This is a genomic window from Klebsiella sp. Ech2A (assembly GCF_030078455.1).
In the GTDB taxonomy this organism is placed as follows: Bacteria; Pseudomonadota; Gammaproteobacteria; order Enterobacterales; family Enterobacteriaceae; genus Klebsiella; species Klebsiella terrigena.
In genome coordinates this window covers 1-15,995 of sequence record NZ_JAQGFU010000018.1, presented here as the reverse complement: position 1 = coordinate 15,995, position 15,995 = coordinate 1, and the positions used below count along the sequence as shown (strand labels likewise).

Here is a 15,995-nt window from a genome sequence, read left to right as displayed (position 1 = left end):
GGGGCGCGTACGGCGCCATCCGGGGATTTATGCTGACGAAGGGCGGAGGTTAGCCGGTGTTACGCATACCCGCAGCCACGCCGGCGATGGTGACCATCAGCGCCTGCTCAACGCGCGGGTCCGGATCCTGGCCCAGCTCTTCCGCCAGACGCGAGCGGTGCAGCAGCTCTGCCTGCAGGACGTTCAGCGGGTCGGTATAGATATTACGCAGCTGGATAGACTCGGCAATCCACGGCAGGTCGGCCATCAGATGAGAATCGTTGGCGATATCGAGCACCACGTTAATACCTGAAGACAGCAGCTCGCGCAGCTCGCTGCCGAGGCCCCACAGCTCCGGCTTCACCAGGCGCTGATCGTAATATTCCGCCAGCCACAGGTCGGCCTTCGAGAACACCATTTCCAGCATCCCAAGACGGGTTGAGAAGAACGGCCAGTCGCGACACATGGTTTCCAGCTCGCTCTGTTTGCCATCTTCCACCACTTTCTGCAGCGCGGCGCCGGCGCCGAGCCAGGCCGGCAGCATCAGGCGGTTCTGGGTCCAGGCGAAGATCCATGGGATCGCGCGCAGAGACTCTACCCCGCCGGTAGCGCGGCGTTTCGCCGGGCGTGAGCCGAGCGGCAGTTTGCCCAGCTCCTGCTCCGGGGTGGCGGAGCGGAAGTAAGGTACGAAGTCTTTATTTTCACGCACGTAGCCGCGGTACATTTCACAAGAAATGTCGGACAGCTCGGCCATGATATCGCGCCACTCCGGTTTGGGCTCCGGCGGCGGCAGCAGGTTCGCTTCCAGAATCGCGCTGGTATACAGCGACAGGCTGCTGATGGTGACTTCCGGCAGACCGAACTTGAAGCGGATCATCTCGCCCTGCTCGGTGACGCGCAGGCCGCCTTTCAGGCTGCCTGGAGGCTGGGAAAGCAGCGCCGCGTGCGCCGGGGCGCCGCCGCGGCCGATGGAGCCGCCGCGACCGTGGAACAGCGTCAGCTCAATCCCGGCTTTTTCGCAGGTTTTGATCAGCGCGTCCTGAGCCTGGTACTGCGCCCAGGAAGCGGCCATGACGCCCGCATCTTTCGCCGAGTCAGAGTAGCCGATCATGACCATCTGTTTGCCCTGAATAAAGCCGCGGTACCAGTCGATATTCAGCAGCTGGGTCATCACATCGTTGGCGTTATTCAGGTCGTCCAGGGTTTCAAACAGCGGAGCAACCGGCAGCGCGAAGCCAATACCGGCCTCTTTGAGCAGCAGGTGTACGGCCAGCACGTCAGACGGCGTCTTCGCCATGGAGATCACGTAAGCGGCAATGGATCCGTGCGGCGCTTCGGCGATCACTTTGCAGGTATCGAGAACTTCGCGGGTTTCATTGCTTGGCTCCCACTGACGCGGCAGCAGCGGACGCTTGGAGTTCAGCTCGCGGATCAGGAATGCCTGCTTGTCGGCCTCTGACCAGCTTTCATAATCGCCGATGCCGAGATAGCGGGTCATTTCGCCCAGCGCTTCGGTATGGCGGGTGCTTTCCTGACGAATATCGATGCGTACCAGCGGCACGCCGAATGACTTCACGCGGCGCAGAGTATCAAGCAGCTCGCCGTTGGCGATAATGCCCATGCCGCAGGCCTGCAGGGATTTATAGCAGGCGTAAAGCGGCTCCCACAGCTGTTCGTTCTGGGTAATCAGGCCCGCAGGTTTCGGCAGCTTCTGCCCTTTCAGGCGCGCTTCCAGCCACGACTGCGTATCCATCAGCTGGGTGCGCAGCTTTTTCATCAGATAGCGGTACGGCTCCTGTGCCCCTTCGGCGCCGGCCATTTCGCGCAGCTCGTCGGTACACTCGACCATCGACAGCTCGGAAATCAGCAGCTGGATATCTTTGAGGAACAGATCGGTGGCTTTCCAGCGGCTGAGCAGCAGCACGTGACGGGTGATATCGGAGGTCACGTTTGGGTTACCGTCGCGGTCACCGCCCATCCAGGAGGTGAAGCGCACCGGTACGAAATCAACCGGCAGCTGATAGCCGAGGTTCTCTTCCAGCTGTTCGTTCAGCTCGCGCAGGTAGTTCGGCACGCCTTCCCACAGGCTGTTTTCGACGACCGCAAAGCCCCACTTCGCCTCGTCAACCGGCGTCGGGCGATATTTACGGATTTCATCGGTATGCCATGACTGGGCGATCAGCTGGCGCAGGCGGCGCATCAGCTGGTGGTGCTCGTAGTCAGCGATCTCTTTGTTATCGAGCTGCTTCAGGCAGTTATTCACTTCCACCATTTTGTGGATCAGGGTACGGCGGGTGATTTCGGTCGGGTGGGCGGTTAATACTAGCTCCAGCGACAGGGACTCCACCGCTTTTTTAATGGTGTCTTCGTTGAGATGGGATTGGCCTTTGAGCTTTCTCAGGGTACGGGCAATCACTTCCGGATTGCTGGCCGCTTCGCCGTTTGGCGAAATGCTGTGGTACTGCTCAGCGGTATTGGCCAGGTTCAGAAACTGGCTGAAGGCGCGCGCTACCGGCAGCAGCTCGTCGTTGGACAAGTTTTGCAGCGTGGTGAGCAGTTCCTGGCGATTGGCTTCATTGCCCGCACGCGAAGACTTGGACAATTTACGGATAGTTTCGACACGATCAAGAATGTTCTCTCCCAGTGCATCCTTGATGGTATCGCCCAGCACTTTACCGAGCATACTGACATTACTACGCAAAGCGGAATATTGTTCGTTCATGTTACCCCAGACACCCCATCTCATTTTATTTTGTTATATCCGCGACTCGGCAACGATGAGTCGCGGATAAGCAGCCGTCTTTTATAAAGCCACGTAAAAACCCCCACGTCAATTGTTGCGAAATCGCTTCAGCAAACGAATAAATGGCGGCAATTTGCGAAATTTAACTCAGAGGTCGCTTGATAAGCGTTGCTTATGGGAATGTGACAATTGTCACTGTCCCGCCCCTGGATACGGGGCGGGAAAAGCGCGATTTTAGTGCCAGCAGAAATGATGCACGACCTGGGTTATCAGCTCGCGGGTCGGCTTAATAAACCGGGTTTCCAGATATTCATCCGGCTGGTGGGCCTGGTTAATTGAGCCAGGACCGAGAACCAGCGTCGGACAGATGGTCTGGATAAACGGCGCTTCGGTACAGTAGTTGACGACTTCGGTTTGTGCGCCGAGCAGTTTTTCAACCACCTGCACGAGCTGATGATCCGGCGGGCACTCGTAGCCGGGGATCGGCGGATGGAGCTCGCTCACGGTTAAACGACCCGGCCAGCGTTCGCTGACCGGCGCCAGCGCTTCGTCCAGCAGCCCGTTGAGATCGTTGAGCGTCATGCCCGGCAGCGGACGAATATCCATATGCAGCTCGCAGCAGGCGCAGATGCGGTTAGACGCGTCGCCGCCGTGAATCGATCCGAGGTTGAGCGTCGGATAGGGTACGGTGAAGGCGGCAAAGTGGTAGCGCTCCTTCAGCACATCGCGCAGCTGCATGATGCGGCCAATCGCGTCGTGCATGAGCTCAATGGCGTTAACCCCGCGCGCCGGATCGCTGGAGTGACCCGACTGGCCCTGGACGCGAACGGCGGTGGATATATGGCCCTTGTGCGCTCGCACCGGCTGCAGGGACGTTGGTTCGCCGATAATCGCGCAGTCCGGGCGCAGCCGGGTGGTTTCGGCAAAGTAGCGGGCTCCGGCCATGCTGGTCTCTTCATCGGCGGTAGCCAGAATATAGAGCGGCTTTTTGAGTTTACTGACGTCAACATCGCGCAGGGCGTCAAGAATAAAGGCGAAGAAGCCCTTCATGTCGGCGGTGCCGAGACCGTAAAGCTTGTTGTCGTGCTCGGTAAGGGCGAACGGATCGCGGGTCCAGCGGCCATCATCGAACGGCACGGTATCGGTATGCCCGGCGAGCAGCAGACCGCCGGCCCCCTGGCCGGTGCTGGCCAGCATATTAAATTTATTGCGCGTATCCGGCACCGGCTGAACTTCGACGTTGAAGCCAATTTCGCGAAACCAGCCTGCCAGCAAATTGATTAAAGTCTCATTGCTCTGATCCAGCGACTCTTCGGTTGCGCTGATGGAAGGTGTGGCGATCAATGCGCGGTAAATCTCGATGAACGGCGGTAAATTGTTTTTCATTGTTGACACACCTCGGGTCATGATAGTATCAATATTCATGCAGTATTTATGAATAAAAATACATTATCGTTGAGCGTAAGAAAACCCATCGAATGTAAGGAAATACTCTTACGGCTCAACAGGGTGAGGAAGATAACGGTCTTCCCAGGCAAACAGATGTAAGAAGGTGAAGAGCCCCAATGTTGAATACGCTGATAGTGGGTGCCAGCGGCTATGCCGGCGCAGAGCTAGTGACCTATGTAAATCGCCATCCTCATATGACCATAACCGCTTTGACGGTCTCCTCGCAAAGTAATGATGCAGGGAAATTAATTTCCGATTTACATCCGCAGCTGAAAGGCATTGTCGATCTGCCGCTGCAGCCAATGTCAGATATCAGCGAATTTAGCGACGGGGTGGATATCGTCTTCCTCGCGACCGCCCATGAAGTGAGCCACGACCTGGCGCCGCAGTTTCTTGCCGCCGGCTGCGTGGTGTTCGATCTCTCCGGCGCGTTCCGCGTGAACGACGGCGCCTTCTACGAGAAATATTACGGCTTTACCCATCAGCATCCGGCGCTGCTTGAGCAGGCGGTATATGGCCTGGCCGAGTGGAGCGTCGAGCGGCTGAAAGAGGCCAATTTAATCGCCGTTCCTGGCTGCTACCCAACCGCGGCCCAGCTGTCTCTAAAACCGCTGATCGATGCCGGGCTGCTGGATCTTACTCAGTGGCCGGTGATCAACGCGACCAGCGGCGTGAGCGGAGCGGGCCGTAAGGCGGCGATCGGCAACAGCTTCTGTGAAGTGAGCCTGCAGCCGTACGGCGTCTTCAACCATCGTCATCACCCGGAAATCTCAACTCACCTTGGTGCTGAGGTTATTTTTACCCCGCATCTGGGCAACTTTAAGCGCGGCATTCTGGAAACCATCACCTGTCGCCTGCAGCCGGGCGTAAGCAAAGAGCAGGTGGCCGCCGTTTTCCAGCAGGCTTACGCCGATAAACCGCTGGTACGTTTATACAATAACGCGCTGCCGGCATTGAAAAACGTCGTGGGTCTGCCATTCTGTGATATCGGTTTTGCGGTCCAGGATGAGCATATCATCGTGGTCGCGGCGGAAGATAACCTGCTTAAAGGCGCAGCGGCGCAGGCAGTACAGTGCGCGAATATTCGTTTCGGCTTCGCTGAGACGCAGTCTCTTATTTAAGGTGTGATGATGAACCCATTAATTATCAAACTCGGCGGCGTGTTGCTGGATAGCGAAGAAGCGCTGGAGCGCCTGTTTACCGCGCTGGTGAACTACCGTGAAACGCATCAGCGTCCGCTGATTATCGTGCACGGCGGCGGCTGCGTGGTCGATGAGCTGATGAAGCAGCTTAACCTGCCGGTAAGCAAGAAAAATGGGCTGCGGGTAACGCCGGCGGATCAAATCGACATTATTACCGGCGCGCTGGCGGGTACCGCCAATAAAACGCTGCTGGCGTGGGCGAAAAAGCACGGCATTGCCAGCGTTGGCCTGTTCCTCGGCGATGGCGATAGCGTTAAGGTGACCCAGCTTGCCGAAGACCTGGGGCACGTTGGCCTGGCCCAGCCGGGCTCGCCGGCGCTGATTAATACCCTGCTGGCGGGCGGCTACCTGCCGGTAGTGAGCTCTATCGGCGTGACCGATGAAGGGCTGCTGATGAACGTTAACGCCGATCAGGCCGCGACCGCGCTGGCGGCTACGCTCGGCGCCGATCTGATCCTGCTTTCCGACGTCAGCGGTATCCTCGATGGCAAAGGTCAGCGCATCGCGGAGATGACCGCGGAGAAGGCGGAGCAGCTGATTGAACAGGGTATTATTACCGACGGCATGATCGTAAAAGTGAACGCCGCGCTGGATGCAGCACGCGCGCTGGGTCGCCCGGTGGATATTGCCTCCTGGCGCCACGCGGAGCAGCTGCCGGCGCTGTTTAACGGCACGCCGATCGGCACGCGTATTCTGGCCTGATTGACAACATTTGCAGACGGGGAGCGCAGGGCTTCCCGACAGAAATAAACAAATTTGAAGGAATCACATTATGGCACTTTGGGGCGGGCGTTTTACTCAGGCAGCAGATCAGCGGTTCAAACAGTTCAACGACTCTTTGCGCTTCGACTATCGCCTGGCGGAGCAGGATATCATTGGCTCTGTTGCCTGGTCCAAAGCGCTGGTGACGGTTGGCGTGCTGAGCGCGAGCGAACAGCTGGAGCTGGAAGAGGCGCTAGGCGTGCTACTGGAAGAGGTGCGGGCTAACCCGCAGCAAATCCTTGAAAGCGATGCTGAAGATATTCATAGCTGGGTAGAAGGCAAGCTGATCGACAAAGTCGGCCAGCTGGGTAAAAAGCTGCATACCGGCCGTAGCCGTAACGATCAGGTGGCGACGGACCTCAAGCTGTGGTGCAAGGACACTATCGCCGAGCTGCTCTCTGCGAATCGCCAGCTGCAGGGCGCGCTGGTTGAAACGGCGCAGAGCAATCAGGATGCCGTGATGCCGGGCTACACCCACCTGCAGCGCGCGCAGCCGGTGACCTTTGCCCACTGGTGCCTGGCCTATGTAGAGATGCTGGCGCGCGATGAAAGCCGCCTGCAGGACGCCCTGAAGCGCCTCGACGTCAGCCCGCTGGGCAGCGGTGCGCTGGCGGGGACCGCCTATGAAATCGATCGCGAGCAGCTGGCCGGCTGGCTGGGCTTCGCCTCGGCGACCCGCAATAGCCTCGATAGCGTCTCCGACCGTGACCACGTGCTGGAGCTGCTCTCCGGCGCCTCGATTGGGATGGTGCACCTGTCGCGTTTTGCTGAAGATCTGATTTTCTTTAATACCGGCGAAGCGGGCTTTATTGAGCTCTCCGATCGCGTGACCTCCGGCTCATCCCTGATGCCGCAGAAGAAAAACCCGGACGCGCTGGAGCTGATCCGCGGCAAGTGCGGCCGCGTTCAGGGCGCGCTGACCGGGATGATGATGACGCTGAAAGGCCTGCCGTTGGCCTACAACAAGGATATGCAGGAAGATAAAGAAGGGCTGTTTGACGCGCTCGACACCTGGCTTGACTGCCTGCATATGGCCGCGCTGGTGCTGGACGGCATTCAGGTGAAGCGTCCGCGTTGCGAAGAAGCGGCGCAGCAGGGTTACGCCAATGCGACCGAGCTGGCGGATTACCTGGTGGCGAAAGGCGTACCTTTCCGTGAGGCGCACCATATTGTTGGCGAAGCGGTTGTTGAGGCGATTGCGCAAGGTAAGCCGCTGGAAGCGCTGGCGCTGGCCGATCTGCAGAAATTTAGCAGCGTGATTGCCGATGACGTCTACCCGATTCTGTCGCTGCAGTCCTGCCTGGATAAGCGCGCGGCCAAAGGCGGCGTTTCGCCGAAGCAGGTTGCGCAGGCGATCGCCGATGCGCAGCAGCGCCTGGCGTAAACCGGTAGCCTGCTGGCCCTGAGCGGTGTGTCAGGCAACGAAAATGAGAAGCTCGAGCGATGCTCGGGCTTTTTTATGCAAAAAAAAGCGGACACGAGGTCCGCAAAAGTTCACGTTGGCTTTAGTTGTTCGGTTAGGGAAAGCGCTGAGGCGATACGGTGATTTTCTGATACCGGCCTCGTTTCTGGGTTTATTATTGAACAGAAAACTTGATAGGGATAATCGTTCGTTGCTATGCTATCTATCGCCATGAACTATCATGGCGACGGAGGATGAATAATGAATATTCGCGATCTTGAATACCTGGTTGCGCTAGCCGAGCACCGCCACTTCCGGCGCGCGGCGGACTCTTGCCACGTCAGCCAACCTACGCTTAGCGGGCAAATCCGCAAGCTGGAGGATGAGCTTGGGGTCATGCTGCTGGAGCGTACCAGCCGTAAAGTGCTGTTTACCCAGGCGGGACTGCTGCTGGTGGATCAGGCGCGTACGGTGTTGCGCGAAGTAAAAGTGCTCAAGGAAATGGCAAGCCAACAGGGCGAGACGATGTCCGGGCCGCTGCATATTGGCCTGATCCCGACGATTGGCCCGTATCTGCTGCCGCAGATTATCCCAATGCTGCACCAGACTTTTCCCAAGCTGGAAATGTATCTGCATGAAGCCCAAACCCATCAGCTGCTGGCCCAGCTGGATAGCGGCAAGCTCGACTGCGCTATCCTGGCGCTGGTTAAAGAGAGCGAAGCCTTTATTGAGGTGCCGCTGTTTGATGAGCCGATGATGCTGGCTATCTATGAAGATCACCCGTGGGCCAACCGCGACCGCGTGCCGATGTCCGATTTAGCCGGGGAAAAGCTGCTGATGCTGGAAGATGGCCACTGCCTGCGCGATCAGGCGATGGGCTTCTGTTTTGAGGCCGGCGCCGATGAAGATACCCATTTCCGCGCCACCAGTCTTGAAACGCTGCGCAACATGGTTGCTGCCGGGAGCGGAATTACCCTGCTGCCAGCGCTCGCGGTGCCGCAGGAGAGAAGACGCGATGGCGTGGTGTACATTCCGTGCATTAAGCCCGAGCCGCGACGCACCATTGGGCTGGTTTATCGCCCCGGTTCGCCGCTGCGCAGCCGCTATGAACACCTGGCGGAGGCCATCCGTAGCACCATGGATGGCCATTTCGACGAAGCGTTAAAACAGGCGGTTTAAGCCATTTAACGCCGCTACCCGATAGGCTTCCGCCATCGTTGGGTAGTTAAAGGTGGTGTTGACGAAGTACTCAATGGTGTTACCGCCACCTTTCTGCTCCATAATCGCCTGGCCGATGTGAATAATCTCGGCCGCGCGCTCGCCAAAGCAATGAATACCCAGGATCTCTTTCGTTTCCCTGTGGAACAGGATTTTCAGGGTTCCCACGCTCATGCCGACGATCTGCGCGCGCGCCAGATGCTTGAACTGCGCGCGGCCCACTTCATAAGGGACCTTCATGGCGGTCAGCTGCTGTTCGGTTTTACCCACCGAGCTGATTTCCGGAATGGTATAGATCCCGGTCGGAATATCCTCAATCAGATGGGCCGAAGCCTCGCCTTTAATCAGCGCCTGCGCGGCGATGCGCCCCTGATCGTAAGCGGCAGAAGCCAGGCTCGGATAGCCAATCACGTCGCCAACGGCATAGATATGCGGCAGCGCGGTCTGGTACATGCTGTTGACCTTCAGCTGGCCGCGGCTGTCGGTCTGCAGACCGATATTTTCCAGCGCCAGGGAGTCGGTATTGCCGGTACGGCCGTTGGCATACAGCAGGCAGTCAGCCTTCAGCTTTTTGCCCGATTTCAGATGCATGATCACGCCATCATCCACGGCTTCAATCTTCTCGTACTCTTCGTTGTGACGAATCACCACGCCGCTGTTCCAGAAGTGATAGGAGAGGGAGTCGGACATCTCCTGGTCGAGGAACGCCAGCAGCCGATCGCGGGTGTTGATCAGATCCACCTTCACTTCCATCCCGCGGAAGATTGACGCGTATTCGCAGCCGATGACCCCTGCGCCGTAGATGATCACATGGCGCGGCTCGTGCTGAAGGCTGAGGATGGAGTCGCTGTCGTACACGCGCGGGTGGGAAAAATCGACATCTGCCGGGTGGTACGGGCGGGAACCGCAGGCGATAACGAATTTTTCCGCGGTGACCGTTTCAACGGTGCCGTCGTGACACTCCAGGGCCAGCGTATGTTCATCAACGAAGTGCGCGTTGCCCTGCAGGATTTCGCAGTGGTTGCGCTCATAGAACCCTTGACGCATATGGGTCTGCTGGTTAATGACGCTGTCGGCATGGTTAAGAATGTCGGCGAAGGAGGAGCGAAGAAGGCGGGAGTGGTCGCTGTAGAGAGGGTTTTGGTTAAACTCGATAATACGGCTGACGGCGTGGCGGAGCGCTTTCGACGGGATGGTTCCCCAGTGGGTACAGCCACCGCCGACGTTATGGTAGCGCTCAATAACGGCAACGCGTGCTCCCTGCTTAACCAGTCCCATCGCAGCGCCTTCGCCGCCTGGGCCGGAACCAATTACTATTGCATCATAATCCCAAGAGTGCGACATGGCATTACTCACCTGTTTTATACAGAAAATAAACACGATGATAACATTTGCCGCAGTTTAACCCAATTATCGTTGTGCTTTTTTGTGGCATAAAAGCATGATCGGCTCGTAAACAATCTTTCACAAACCAGTGTAAACCGATTAGTTTTATCTCTGGTATAGTGCCAGCAGGGCTATTGGAAGGATTCATACAACGTGATGGGCGTAAGAGCGCTACAAAAAGAGAAAACCCGGCGTTCGCTGGTAGAAGCGGCATTTAGCCAACTTAGCGCCGAACGGAGTTTCGCCAGCTTAAGCCTGCGTGAAGTTGCGCGCGAGGCGGGGATCGCACCGACCTCCTTTTATCGTCATTTTCGCGATGTCGATGAGCTCGGTCTGACCATGGTCGATGAGAGCGGACTGATGCTGCGCCAGCTGATGCGCCAGGCGCGCCAGCGTATTGCCAAAGGCGGCAGCGTAATTCGCACCTCGGTCTCCACCTTTATGGAGTTTATCGGCAATAACCCGAACGCTTTTCGCCTGCTGCTGCGTGAACGCTCCGGTACGTCTGCGGCGTTTCGTGCCGCCGTGGCGCGCGAGATTCAGCATTTCATTGCGGAACTTGCCGACTATTTAGAAATCGAAAACCACATGCCGCGCGCCTTTACTGAAGCGCAGGCCGAAGCGATGGTCACCATCGTATTTAGCGCCGGCGCTGAGGCGCTGGACGTCGGGCTTGAACAGCGCCGACAGCTGGAAGAACGGCTGGTACTGCAGCTGAGAATGATCTCGAAAGGCGCGTATTACTGGTATCGCCGTGAACAAGAAAAAATATCAAATCATTCCGAATAACGTGAAGGACGAGCAATGAAACACTCAGTTCAAGATAAAGGTACGCTGCTGCTGGCGCTGATCGCTGGCCTGTCGATTAACGGAACCTTCGCCGCGCTGTTCAGCTCGATTGTTCCCTTTTCCATTTTCCCGGTACTGTCTCTGCTGCTGACGGTCTACTGCCTGCACCAGCGCTATCAGAACCGGAGTATGCCCGTGGGGCTGCCGGGCCTGGCTGCTGCCTGTTTCATTCTTGGGGTTCTGCTATATAGCACCGTGGTGCGCGCGGAATATCCGGACATCGGCTCTAACTTCTTCCCGGCCGTGCTGTCGGTCATTACGGTATTCTGGATAGGCTATCGGATGCGTAATCGGAAGGATGCGGCGGCAGAGTAACCGCTTTATGTCAGAACCCGGCAGGCATCGCGGTGCCGGGTTCTGTTAACATCGCCTACCTGCGGGTTAATAAGACGCCGCATTCCATATGATGGGTGTACGGGAACTGATCGAACAGCGCCAGGCGCGTAATATCGTGGGTCTGGCTGAGGGTTTCCAGGTTCTGACACAGCGTCTCCGGGTTGCAGGAGATGTACAGAATTCGCGGATACGCCTGCACCATTTTCTCGGTTTCGCTATCCAGCCCGCTGCGCGGCGGATCGACAAAAATCGTCTCACACCGGTAGCTTTTCAGATCGATACCCTGCAGGCGGTTAAACTCCCGCACGCCGTTCATTGCCTGAGTAAACTCCTCTGCCGCCATACGGATAATCTGCACGTTATCGATATGGTTGGCCGCAATGTTGTACTGCGCCGCGGCGACGGAAGGTTTAGCGATTTCCGTGGCCAGCACGCGATCGAAATTACGCGCCAGCGCCAGGGAGAAGTTGCCGTTGCCGCAGTATAGCTCCAGCAGATCTCCGGTTGCCCCTTGCGTACTCTCCAGCGCCCACTCCAGCATCTGAATATTCATCGCCGCATTTGGCTGGGTGAAGCTGTTCTCAACCTGACGGTAGATCATCTCACGGCCGGCTACCGGCAGACGTTCATCGATGTAGTCCCGATCGAGCTCGATTTTCGTTTTGGTTGCCCGGCCAATCAGGTGCACGTTGAGATTTTGCGCGCGCAGCGCGTCGCGCAATGCTTCCGCCTGCAGGCGCCACTCGTCGCCAAGTTTTTTGTGATACAGCAGCGATACCACGGCCTGGTTGCTCATGGTCGTCAGGTAGTCGACCTGGAACAGCTTATGGCGAAGAACCGGGTTATCGCGCACGCCGTCGAGGATGGCGACCATCAGCTGATTGATAAGCTCGCTGGCTGCCGGGAAGCTATCGACGCGAATTCGCGATTTGGTCTGCTGGTCAAACATGATGTGGTAGAGATCGTCCCCATCGTGCCACAGGCGGAACTCTGCGCGCATACGATAGTGGCTGACCGGCGAACGAAATACCTCCGGAACCGGTGCGGCAAAAGGCGCCATCATTTTCTGTAAACGAATGACTTTCTCTGCCAGCTGCGCTTCATATTGTTCGGTTGGAAGGTGTTCGGGGGTCATGATGCATCCTGAATAAAATAAGTACGCGGGGATTGTAGGGAAAGCATCAGGGAAGTCCAGCCCGGATGAGGGATCAAATATAATTATAGAAGTCTGGACTTCTATATGTTTCTGATTATAGCATTGTGTAACCGGTCCTGTGAGTTAAAAGGGAACCCAGTGTAAACCTGGGGCTGACGCGCAGCGGTAAGGAAGGTGGGATGAACGCAATTTGCAGACACTGCCGCTATCTGGTGGGAAGTCCTCATCCATAAAACGCCCCGAGCCCGAAGACCTGCCGGTATACGTCGCATTTGGTTTCTATCATCGCGTGCTACTGATGAAACCCGCGGCATCCTTTATATGTTACGGATGCTTTTACAATGATTAAAAAAGCTTCGCTGATGACGGCTCTCTCCGTCACGGCATTTTCTGGCTGGGCGCAAGACAGCAATTCAGACACGTTAGTAGTGACAGCAAATCGTTTTCAACAGCCGGTCAGTACGGTCCTTGCGCCGACCGATGTGGTGACGCGTGAAGATATCGATCGCTGGCAGGCGAAGAATTTAAACGACGTGATGCGTCGTCTGCCGGGCGTTGACGTCGCACAGAACGGAGGAATGGGGCAGACGTCTTCCCTGTTTATTCGCGGTACTGAGGCTAAGCAGGTGCTGGTGCTGGTCGATGGTATCCCCATGTCCCGCCCGGGTATTACGAATAACCCCGATCTGAACCAAATCCCGCTGTCGCTGGTACAGCGCGTGGAATATATCCGCGGCCCGCGTTCGGCTATTTATGGTTCCGGCGCAATGGGGGGCGTGATTAACGTCATTACCCATTCCGATAAAGAACAATCTAAGATCACCGCCGGCGTCGGTTCTGAAGGCTATCAGCAATATGATGGCACCCTGCGTCACCGCTTTGGCGATACGGTTGCCACGGTGGCCGGCTCTTATGAGGGTAATAAAGGCTTTAACGTCCAGCCAGGCTCAACCTGGGACCACGACCAGGATCGCGACGGCTTCCGCAGCAAGGCGTTCTGGGGCAGCCTGGAGCATAAATTTAACGATAGCTTTGATGGCTTCTTCCGCGGTCGTAGCTACACCAACAACTCTGACTACGATTTGGGAAGCCCGCCGTACACCCCAGCCTACAGCGCAGATGAAGAGCAGCTCTATAATCAGAGCTGGGACGCGGGACTGAAGTACAGCTCCGGGATCTACTCATCGCAGCTCGTTGCCAGCTATCAGAAGGTCAAAGACTACAACTACAGCAGCATCTATGGCCGTTATAATGATGGCACCACGCTCGATCGAATGACCCAGCGTAATCTGCAGTGGGGTAACAACCTTATTGTCGGTCATGGTTCAGTGAGCGCTGGCGTGGACTGGCAGCAGCAGCGTTTGACCTCCTCGGATACGGTATTATCGGACACCTACAAGCGTGATAACACCGGCCTGTATCTGACCGGGCAGCAGCAGTTTGGCGATGTGACCCTCGAAGCCTCCGGCCGTGAAGATCACGACGAGCAGTTTGGCTGGCACGGAACATGGCAGACCACTGCCGGCTGGGAGTTTGTCGAAAACTATCGCGTGACCCTGGGCTACGGTACTGGCTTCCTCGCTCCTTCGCTGGGACAGCAGTTTGGTTCTACCCGCTTTGGAATCAGCTCAAATCCAAACCTGAAGCCTGAAGAGTCGCAGCAGTGGGAAGCCGGGCTTGAAGGGCTCACCGGGCCGCTGGACTGGCGCCTCTCGGCGTATCACTACAAGATTACTAACCTGATTACCTACTATTCAGACCCTGTCACCTTCGAAGGCGAATATGACAATATCAACGCCGCGACGATCAAGGGCGTTGAATGGACGGGAAGCGTGGATACCGGTATTTTCAGCCATCGCGTTACGTTGCAATATGTCGACCCGCGTAATGATGATAACGGTGAGGTCCTTGCCCGACGCTCCAAGCGACAGGCGAAGTATCAGGTGGACTGGACGATGTTTAACGTCGATATGGATGTGTCGTGGCAGTATTACGGTAAGCGCTACGATAACAACACGTCTCAGTACAACAATACGCAGAGGATTTTGCCAAGCTACAGCACGCTTGATGTTTCTGCCGCGTATCCGATCACCGATCGCCTGACAGTTCGTGGTAAAATAGCCAACCTGTTCGATAAAGATTACGAGACAGCTTATGGCTACCAAACTGCAGGACGAGAATACTACTTGTCTGGCAGCTACACCTTCTGATCCACGCCCCACCGTGCTGGTATTTGATTCCGGTGTCGGTGGGTTGTCGGTTTATAATGAGATTCGGCAGCTGCTGCCGAATCTGCATTACATCTACGCTTTCGATAACGTGGCTTTTCCTTACGGGGAGAAGAGCGAAGAGTTCATCGTTGAGCGCGTGCTCGAAATTGTCACCGCGGTTCAACGGCGTTATCCGCTGGCACTGGCCGTCATTGCCTGCAACACCGCAAGTACCGTTTCCCTTCCTGCCCTTCGTGACCGCTTTGCTTTCCCCGTTGTGGGCGTGGTGCCGGCGATTAAGCCTGCGGCCCGTTTGACGGCGAACGGCGTCGTTGGCCTGCTGGCGACGCGCGGTACGGTCAAACGTCCCTATACGCGCGAGCTGATCAGCCGCTTTGCAAATGAATGCAAGATAGAGATGCTTGGCTCAGCGGAGCTGGTTGAGCTGGCGGAAGCGAAACTGCACGGTGAGCCGGTTCCGCTGGAGGAGCTACGACGCATTCTTCGTCCGTGGCTGAGAATGGCCGAACCACCTGATACGGTTGTGCTGGGCTGCACCCATTTCCCTCTATTACAGGAAGAGCTGCAGCAGGTGATGCCGGAAGGGACGCGAATGATTGATTCCGGTGCCGCCATCGCCCGTCGCACCGTCTGGCTGCTGGAACATGAGGCGCCGGATGCGAAATCCAGCGATCCAAACCTGGCATACTGCATGGCGCTGACGGCGGAAACTGAACAGCTTTTACCCGTTTTACAGCGCTACGGCTTTGAAACGCTGGAAAAACTGCCAGTTTAGGCGCGTTTTGGTGAAAAAAGAGGCGGTTGAAATTTTTTTTGCAAACAGGGCTTGTCAACGTCGGAGAACTCCCTATAATGCGCCTCCACTGACACGGAACAACGGCTTACAGGCCGCCGGGTCAGAAGGCTCAAGCGCTGAATATCAGCCGCCAAAGCCGACGGAGAAAAGCAAAATAAACGCTTGACTCTGAATGAGGAAAACGTATTATACGGGACCTCGCGACAGGGCGCTAAAGCGCGTCGCAACTGCTCTTTAACAATTTATCAGACAATCTGTGTGGGCACTCAAAGTGACATGGATTCTTAACGTCTTCGGACGAAAAATGAATACCAAGTCTCTGAGTGAACATACGTAATTCATTACGAAGTTTAATTCACGAGCATCAAACTTAAATTGAAGAGTTTGATCATGGCTCAGATTGAACGCTGGCGGCAGGCCTAACACATGCAAGTCGAGCGGTAGCACAGAGAGCTTGCTCTCGGGTGACGAGCGGCGGACGGGTGA

Annotated in this window: 12 protein-coding genes, 1 rRNA gene and 1 riboswitch; of the genes, 9 read left to right on the top strand and 4 right to left on the bottom strand. The window is 56.7% G+C overall.

Features of this window, described 5'->3' with window-relative positions:
• Positions 1-49 precede the first annotated feature (49 nt).
• Positions 50-2,701 (bottom strand): phosphoenolpyruvate carboxylase, encoded by a 2,652-nt coding sequence (gene ppc, locus PFH44_RS06455; protein WP_283824599.1) that lies wholly within the window; start codon positions 2,699-2,701, stop codon positions 50-52.
• Positions 2,702-2,956: 255 nt separating this feature from the next.
• Complete coding sequence (argE, locus tag PFH44_RS06450; protein WP_045853649.1) at positions 2,957-4,108, bottom strand: acetylornithine deacetylase; 1,152 nt, start codon at positions 4,106-4,108, stop codon at positions 2,957-2,959.
• A 179-nt stretch (positions 4,109-4,287) separates the two neighbouring features.
• Here argE and argC point away from each other — a divergent pair, with 179 nt between their 5' ends.
• The 4 genes from argC to oxyR all read left to right on the top strand — a co-directional run bounded on the left by argC (position 4,288) and on the right by oxyR (position 8,716).
• On the top strand, positions 4,288-5,292 hold the full coding sequence (gene argC / locus PFH44_RS06445) for an N-acetyl-gamma-glutamyl-phosphate reductase (protein ID WP_045853648.1): 1,005 nt from the start codon (positions 4,288-4,290) through the stop codon (positions 5,290-5,292).
• Between the two features lie 6 nt (positions 5,293-5,298).
• Positions 5,299-6,075: an acetylglutamate kinase gene (argB, locus tag PFH44_RS06440; RefSeq protein WP_115193831.1), complete on the top strand. Its 777-nt coding sequence runs from the start codon at positions 5,299-5,301 to the stop codon at positions 6,073-6,075.
• Positions 6,076-6,145: 70 nt separating this feature from the next.
• The gene (gene argH / locus PFH44_RS06435) at positions 6,146-7,519 is read left to right on the top strand and encodes an argininosuccinate lyase (protein WP_283824598.1); all 1,374 of its coding nucleotides are present in this window, start codon (positions 6,146-6,148) and stop codon (positions 7,517-7,519) included.
• Positions 7,520-7,798: 279 nt separating this feature from the next.
• Positions 7,799-8,716, top strand: a complete 918-nt coding sequence (gene oxyR, locus PFH44_RS06430) for a DNA-binding transcriptional regulator OxyR (RefSeq protein WP_041143454.1) — start codon at positions 7,799-7,801, stop codon at positions 8,714-8,716.
• Here the strand turns inward: oxyR and sthA are convergent.
• Positions 8,699-10,099, bottom strand: a complete 1,401-nt coding sequence (gene sthA, locus PFH44_RS06425) for a Si-specific NAD(P)(+) transhydrogenase (RefSeq protein WP_076947970.1) — start codon at positions 10,097-10,099, stop codon at positions 8,699-8,701. The genes oxyR and sthA overlap by 18 nt on opposite strands.
• A gap of 195 nt (positions 10,100-10,294) precedes the next feature.
• Between sthA and fabR the strand changes: the two genes are divergently transcribed.
• Together fabR and PFH44_RS06415 are read left to right on the top strand one after the other, a co-directional pair.
• Complete coding sequence (fabR, locus tag PFH44_RS06420; RefSeq protein WP_045853644.1) at positions 10,295-10,930, top strand: HTH-type transcriptional repressor FabR; 636 nt, start codon at positions 10,295-10,297, stop codon at positions 10,928-10,930.
• Between the two features lie 15 nt (positions 10,931-10,945).
• Positions 10,946-11,305: a YijD family membrane protein gene (locus PFH44_RS06415; RefSeq protein WP_045853643.1), complete on the top strand. Its 360-nt coding sequence runs from the start codon at positions 10,946-10,948 to the stop codon at positions 11,303-11,305.
• 55 nt (positions 11,306-11,360) lie between these two features.
• Here the strand turns inward: PFH44_RS06415 and trmA are convergent, their stop codons facing one another.
• Positions 11,361-12,461: a tRNA (uridine(54)-C5)-methyltransferase TrmA gene (gene trmA / locus PFH44_RS06410; protein ID WP_045853642.1), complete on the bottom strand. Its 1,101-nt coding sequence runs from the start codon at positions 12,459-12,461 to the stop codon at positions 11,361-11,363.
• Positions 12,462-12,576: 115 nt separating this feature from the next.
• Positions 12,577-12,756: riboswitch (cobalamin riboswitch) on the top strand.
• A 67-nt stretch (positions 12,757-12,823) separates the two neighbouring features.
• On the opposite strand from trmA, the gene btuB reads away from it, so the two are divergent.
• From btuB to PFH44_RS06395, 3 genes are all read left to right on the top strand, one after another.
• Positions 12,824-14,692 carry a TonB-dependent vitamin B12 receptor BtuB gene (btuB, locus tag PFH44_RS06405; protein WP_045853641.1) on the top strand — a complete coding sequence of 623 codons (1,869 nt, stop codon included), beginning with the start codon at positions 12,824-12,826 and terminating at the stop codon, positions 14,690-14,692.
• Complete coding sequence (gene murI, locus PFH44_RS06400) at positions 14,637-15,488, top strand: glutamate racemase (RefSeq protein WP_045853640.1); 852 nt, start codon at positions 14,637-14,639, stop codon at positions 15,486-15,488. Before btuB ends, murI begins: the two co-directional genes overlap by 56 nt.
• Before the next feature lie 393 nt (positions 15,489-15,881).
• Positions 15,882-15,995: ribosomal RNA gene (locus PFH44_RS06395) — 16S ribosomal RNA — on the top strand; the annotation flags it as partial.

Excerpts from the sequence above, each read along its gene's own strand:
- btuB (WP_045853641.1), top strand. The coding sequence starts at position 12,824 with ATGATTAAAAAAGCTTCGCTGATGACGGCTCTCTCCGTCACGGCATTT.
- argH (WP_283824598.1), top strand. The coding sequence starts at position 6,146 with ATGGCACTTTGGGGCGGGCGTTTTACTCAGGCAGCAGATCAGCGGTTC.
- ppc (WP_283824599.1), bottom strand. The coding sequence starts at position 2,701 with ATGAACGAACAATATTCCGCTTTGCGTAGTAATGTCAGTATGCTCGGT.
- sthA (WP_076947970.1), bottom strand. The coding sequence starts at position 10,099 with ATGTCGCACTCTTGGGATTATGATGCAATAGTAATTGGTTCCGGCCCA.
- murI (WP_045853640.1), top strand. The coding sequence starts at position 14,637 with ATGGCTACCAAACTGCAGGACGAGAATACTACTTGTCTGGCAGCTACA.
- PFH44_RS06415 (WP_045853643.1), top strand. The coding sequence starts at position 10,946 with ATGAAACACTCAGTTCAAGATAAAGGTACGCTGCTGCTGGCGCTGATC.
- trmA (WP_045853642.1), bottom strand. The coding sequence starts at position 12,461 with ATGACCCCCGAACACCTTCCAACCGAACAATATGAAGCGCAGCTGGCA.
- argC (WP_045853648.1), top strand. The coding sequence starts at position 4,288 with ATGTTGAATACGCTGATAGTGGGTGCCAGCGGCTATGCCGGCGCAGAG.
- argE (WP_045853649.1), bottom strand. The coding sequence starts at position 4,108 with ATGAAAAACAATTTACCGCCGTTCATCGAGATTTACCGCGCATTGATC.
- argB (WP_115193831.1), top strand. The coding sequence starts at position 5,299 with ATGATGAACCCATTAATTATCAAACTCGGCGGCGTGTTGCTGGATAGC.
- oxyR (WP_041143454.1), top strand. The coding sequence starts at position 7,799 with ATGAATATTCGCGATCTTGAATACCTGGTTGCGCTAGCCGAGCACCGC.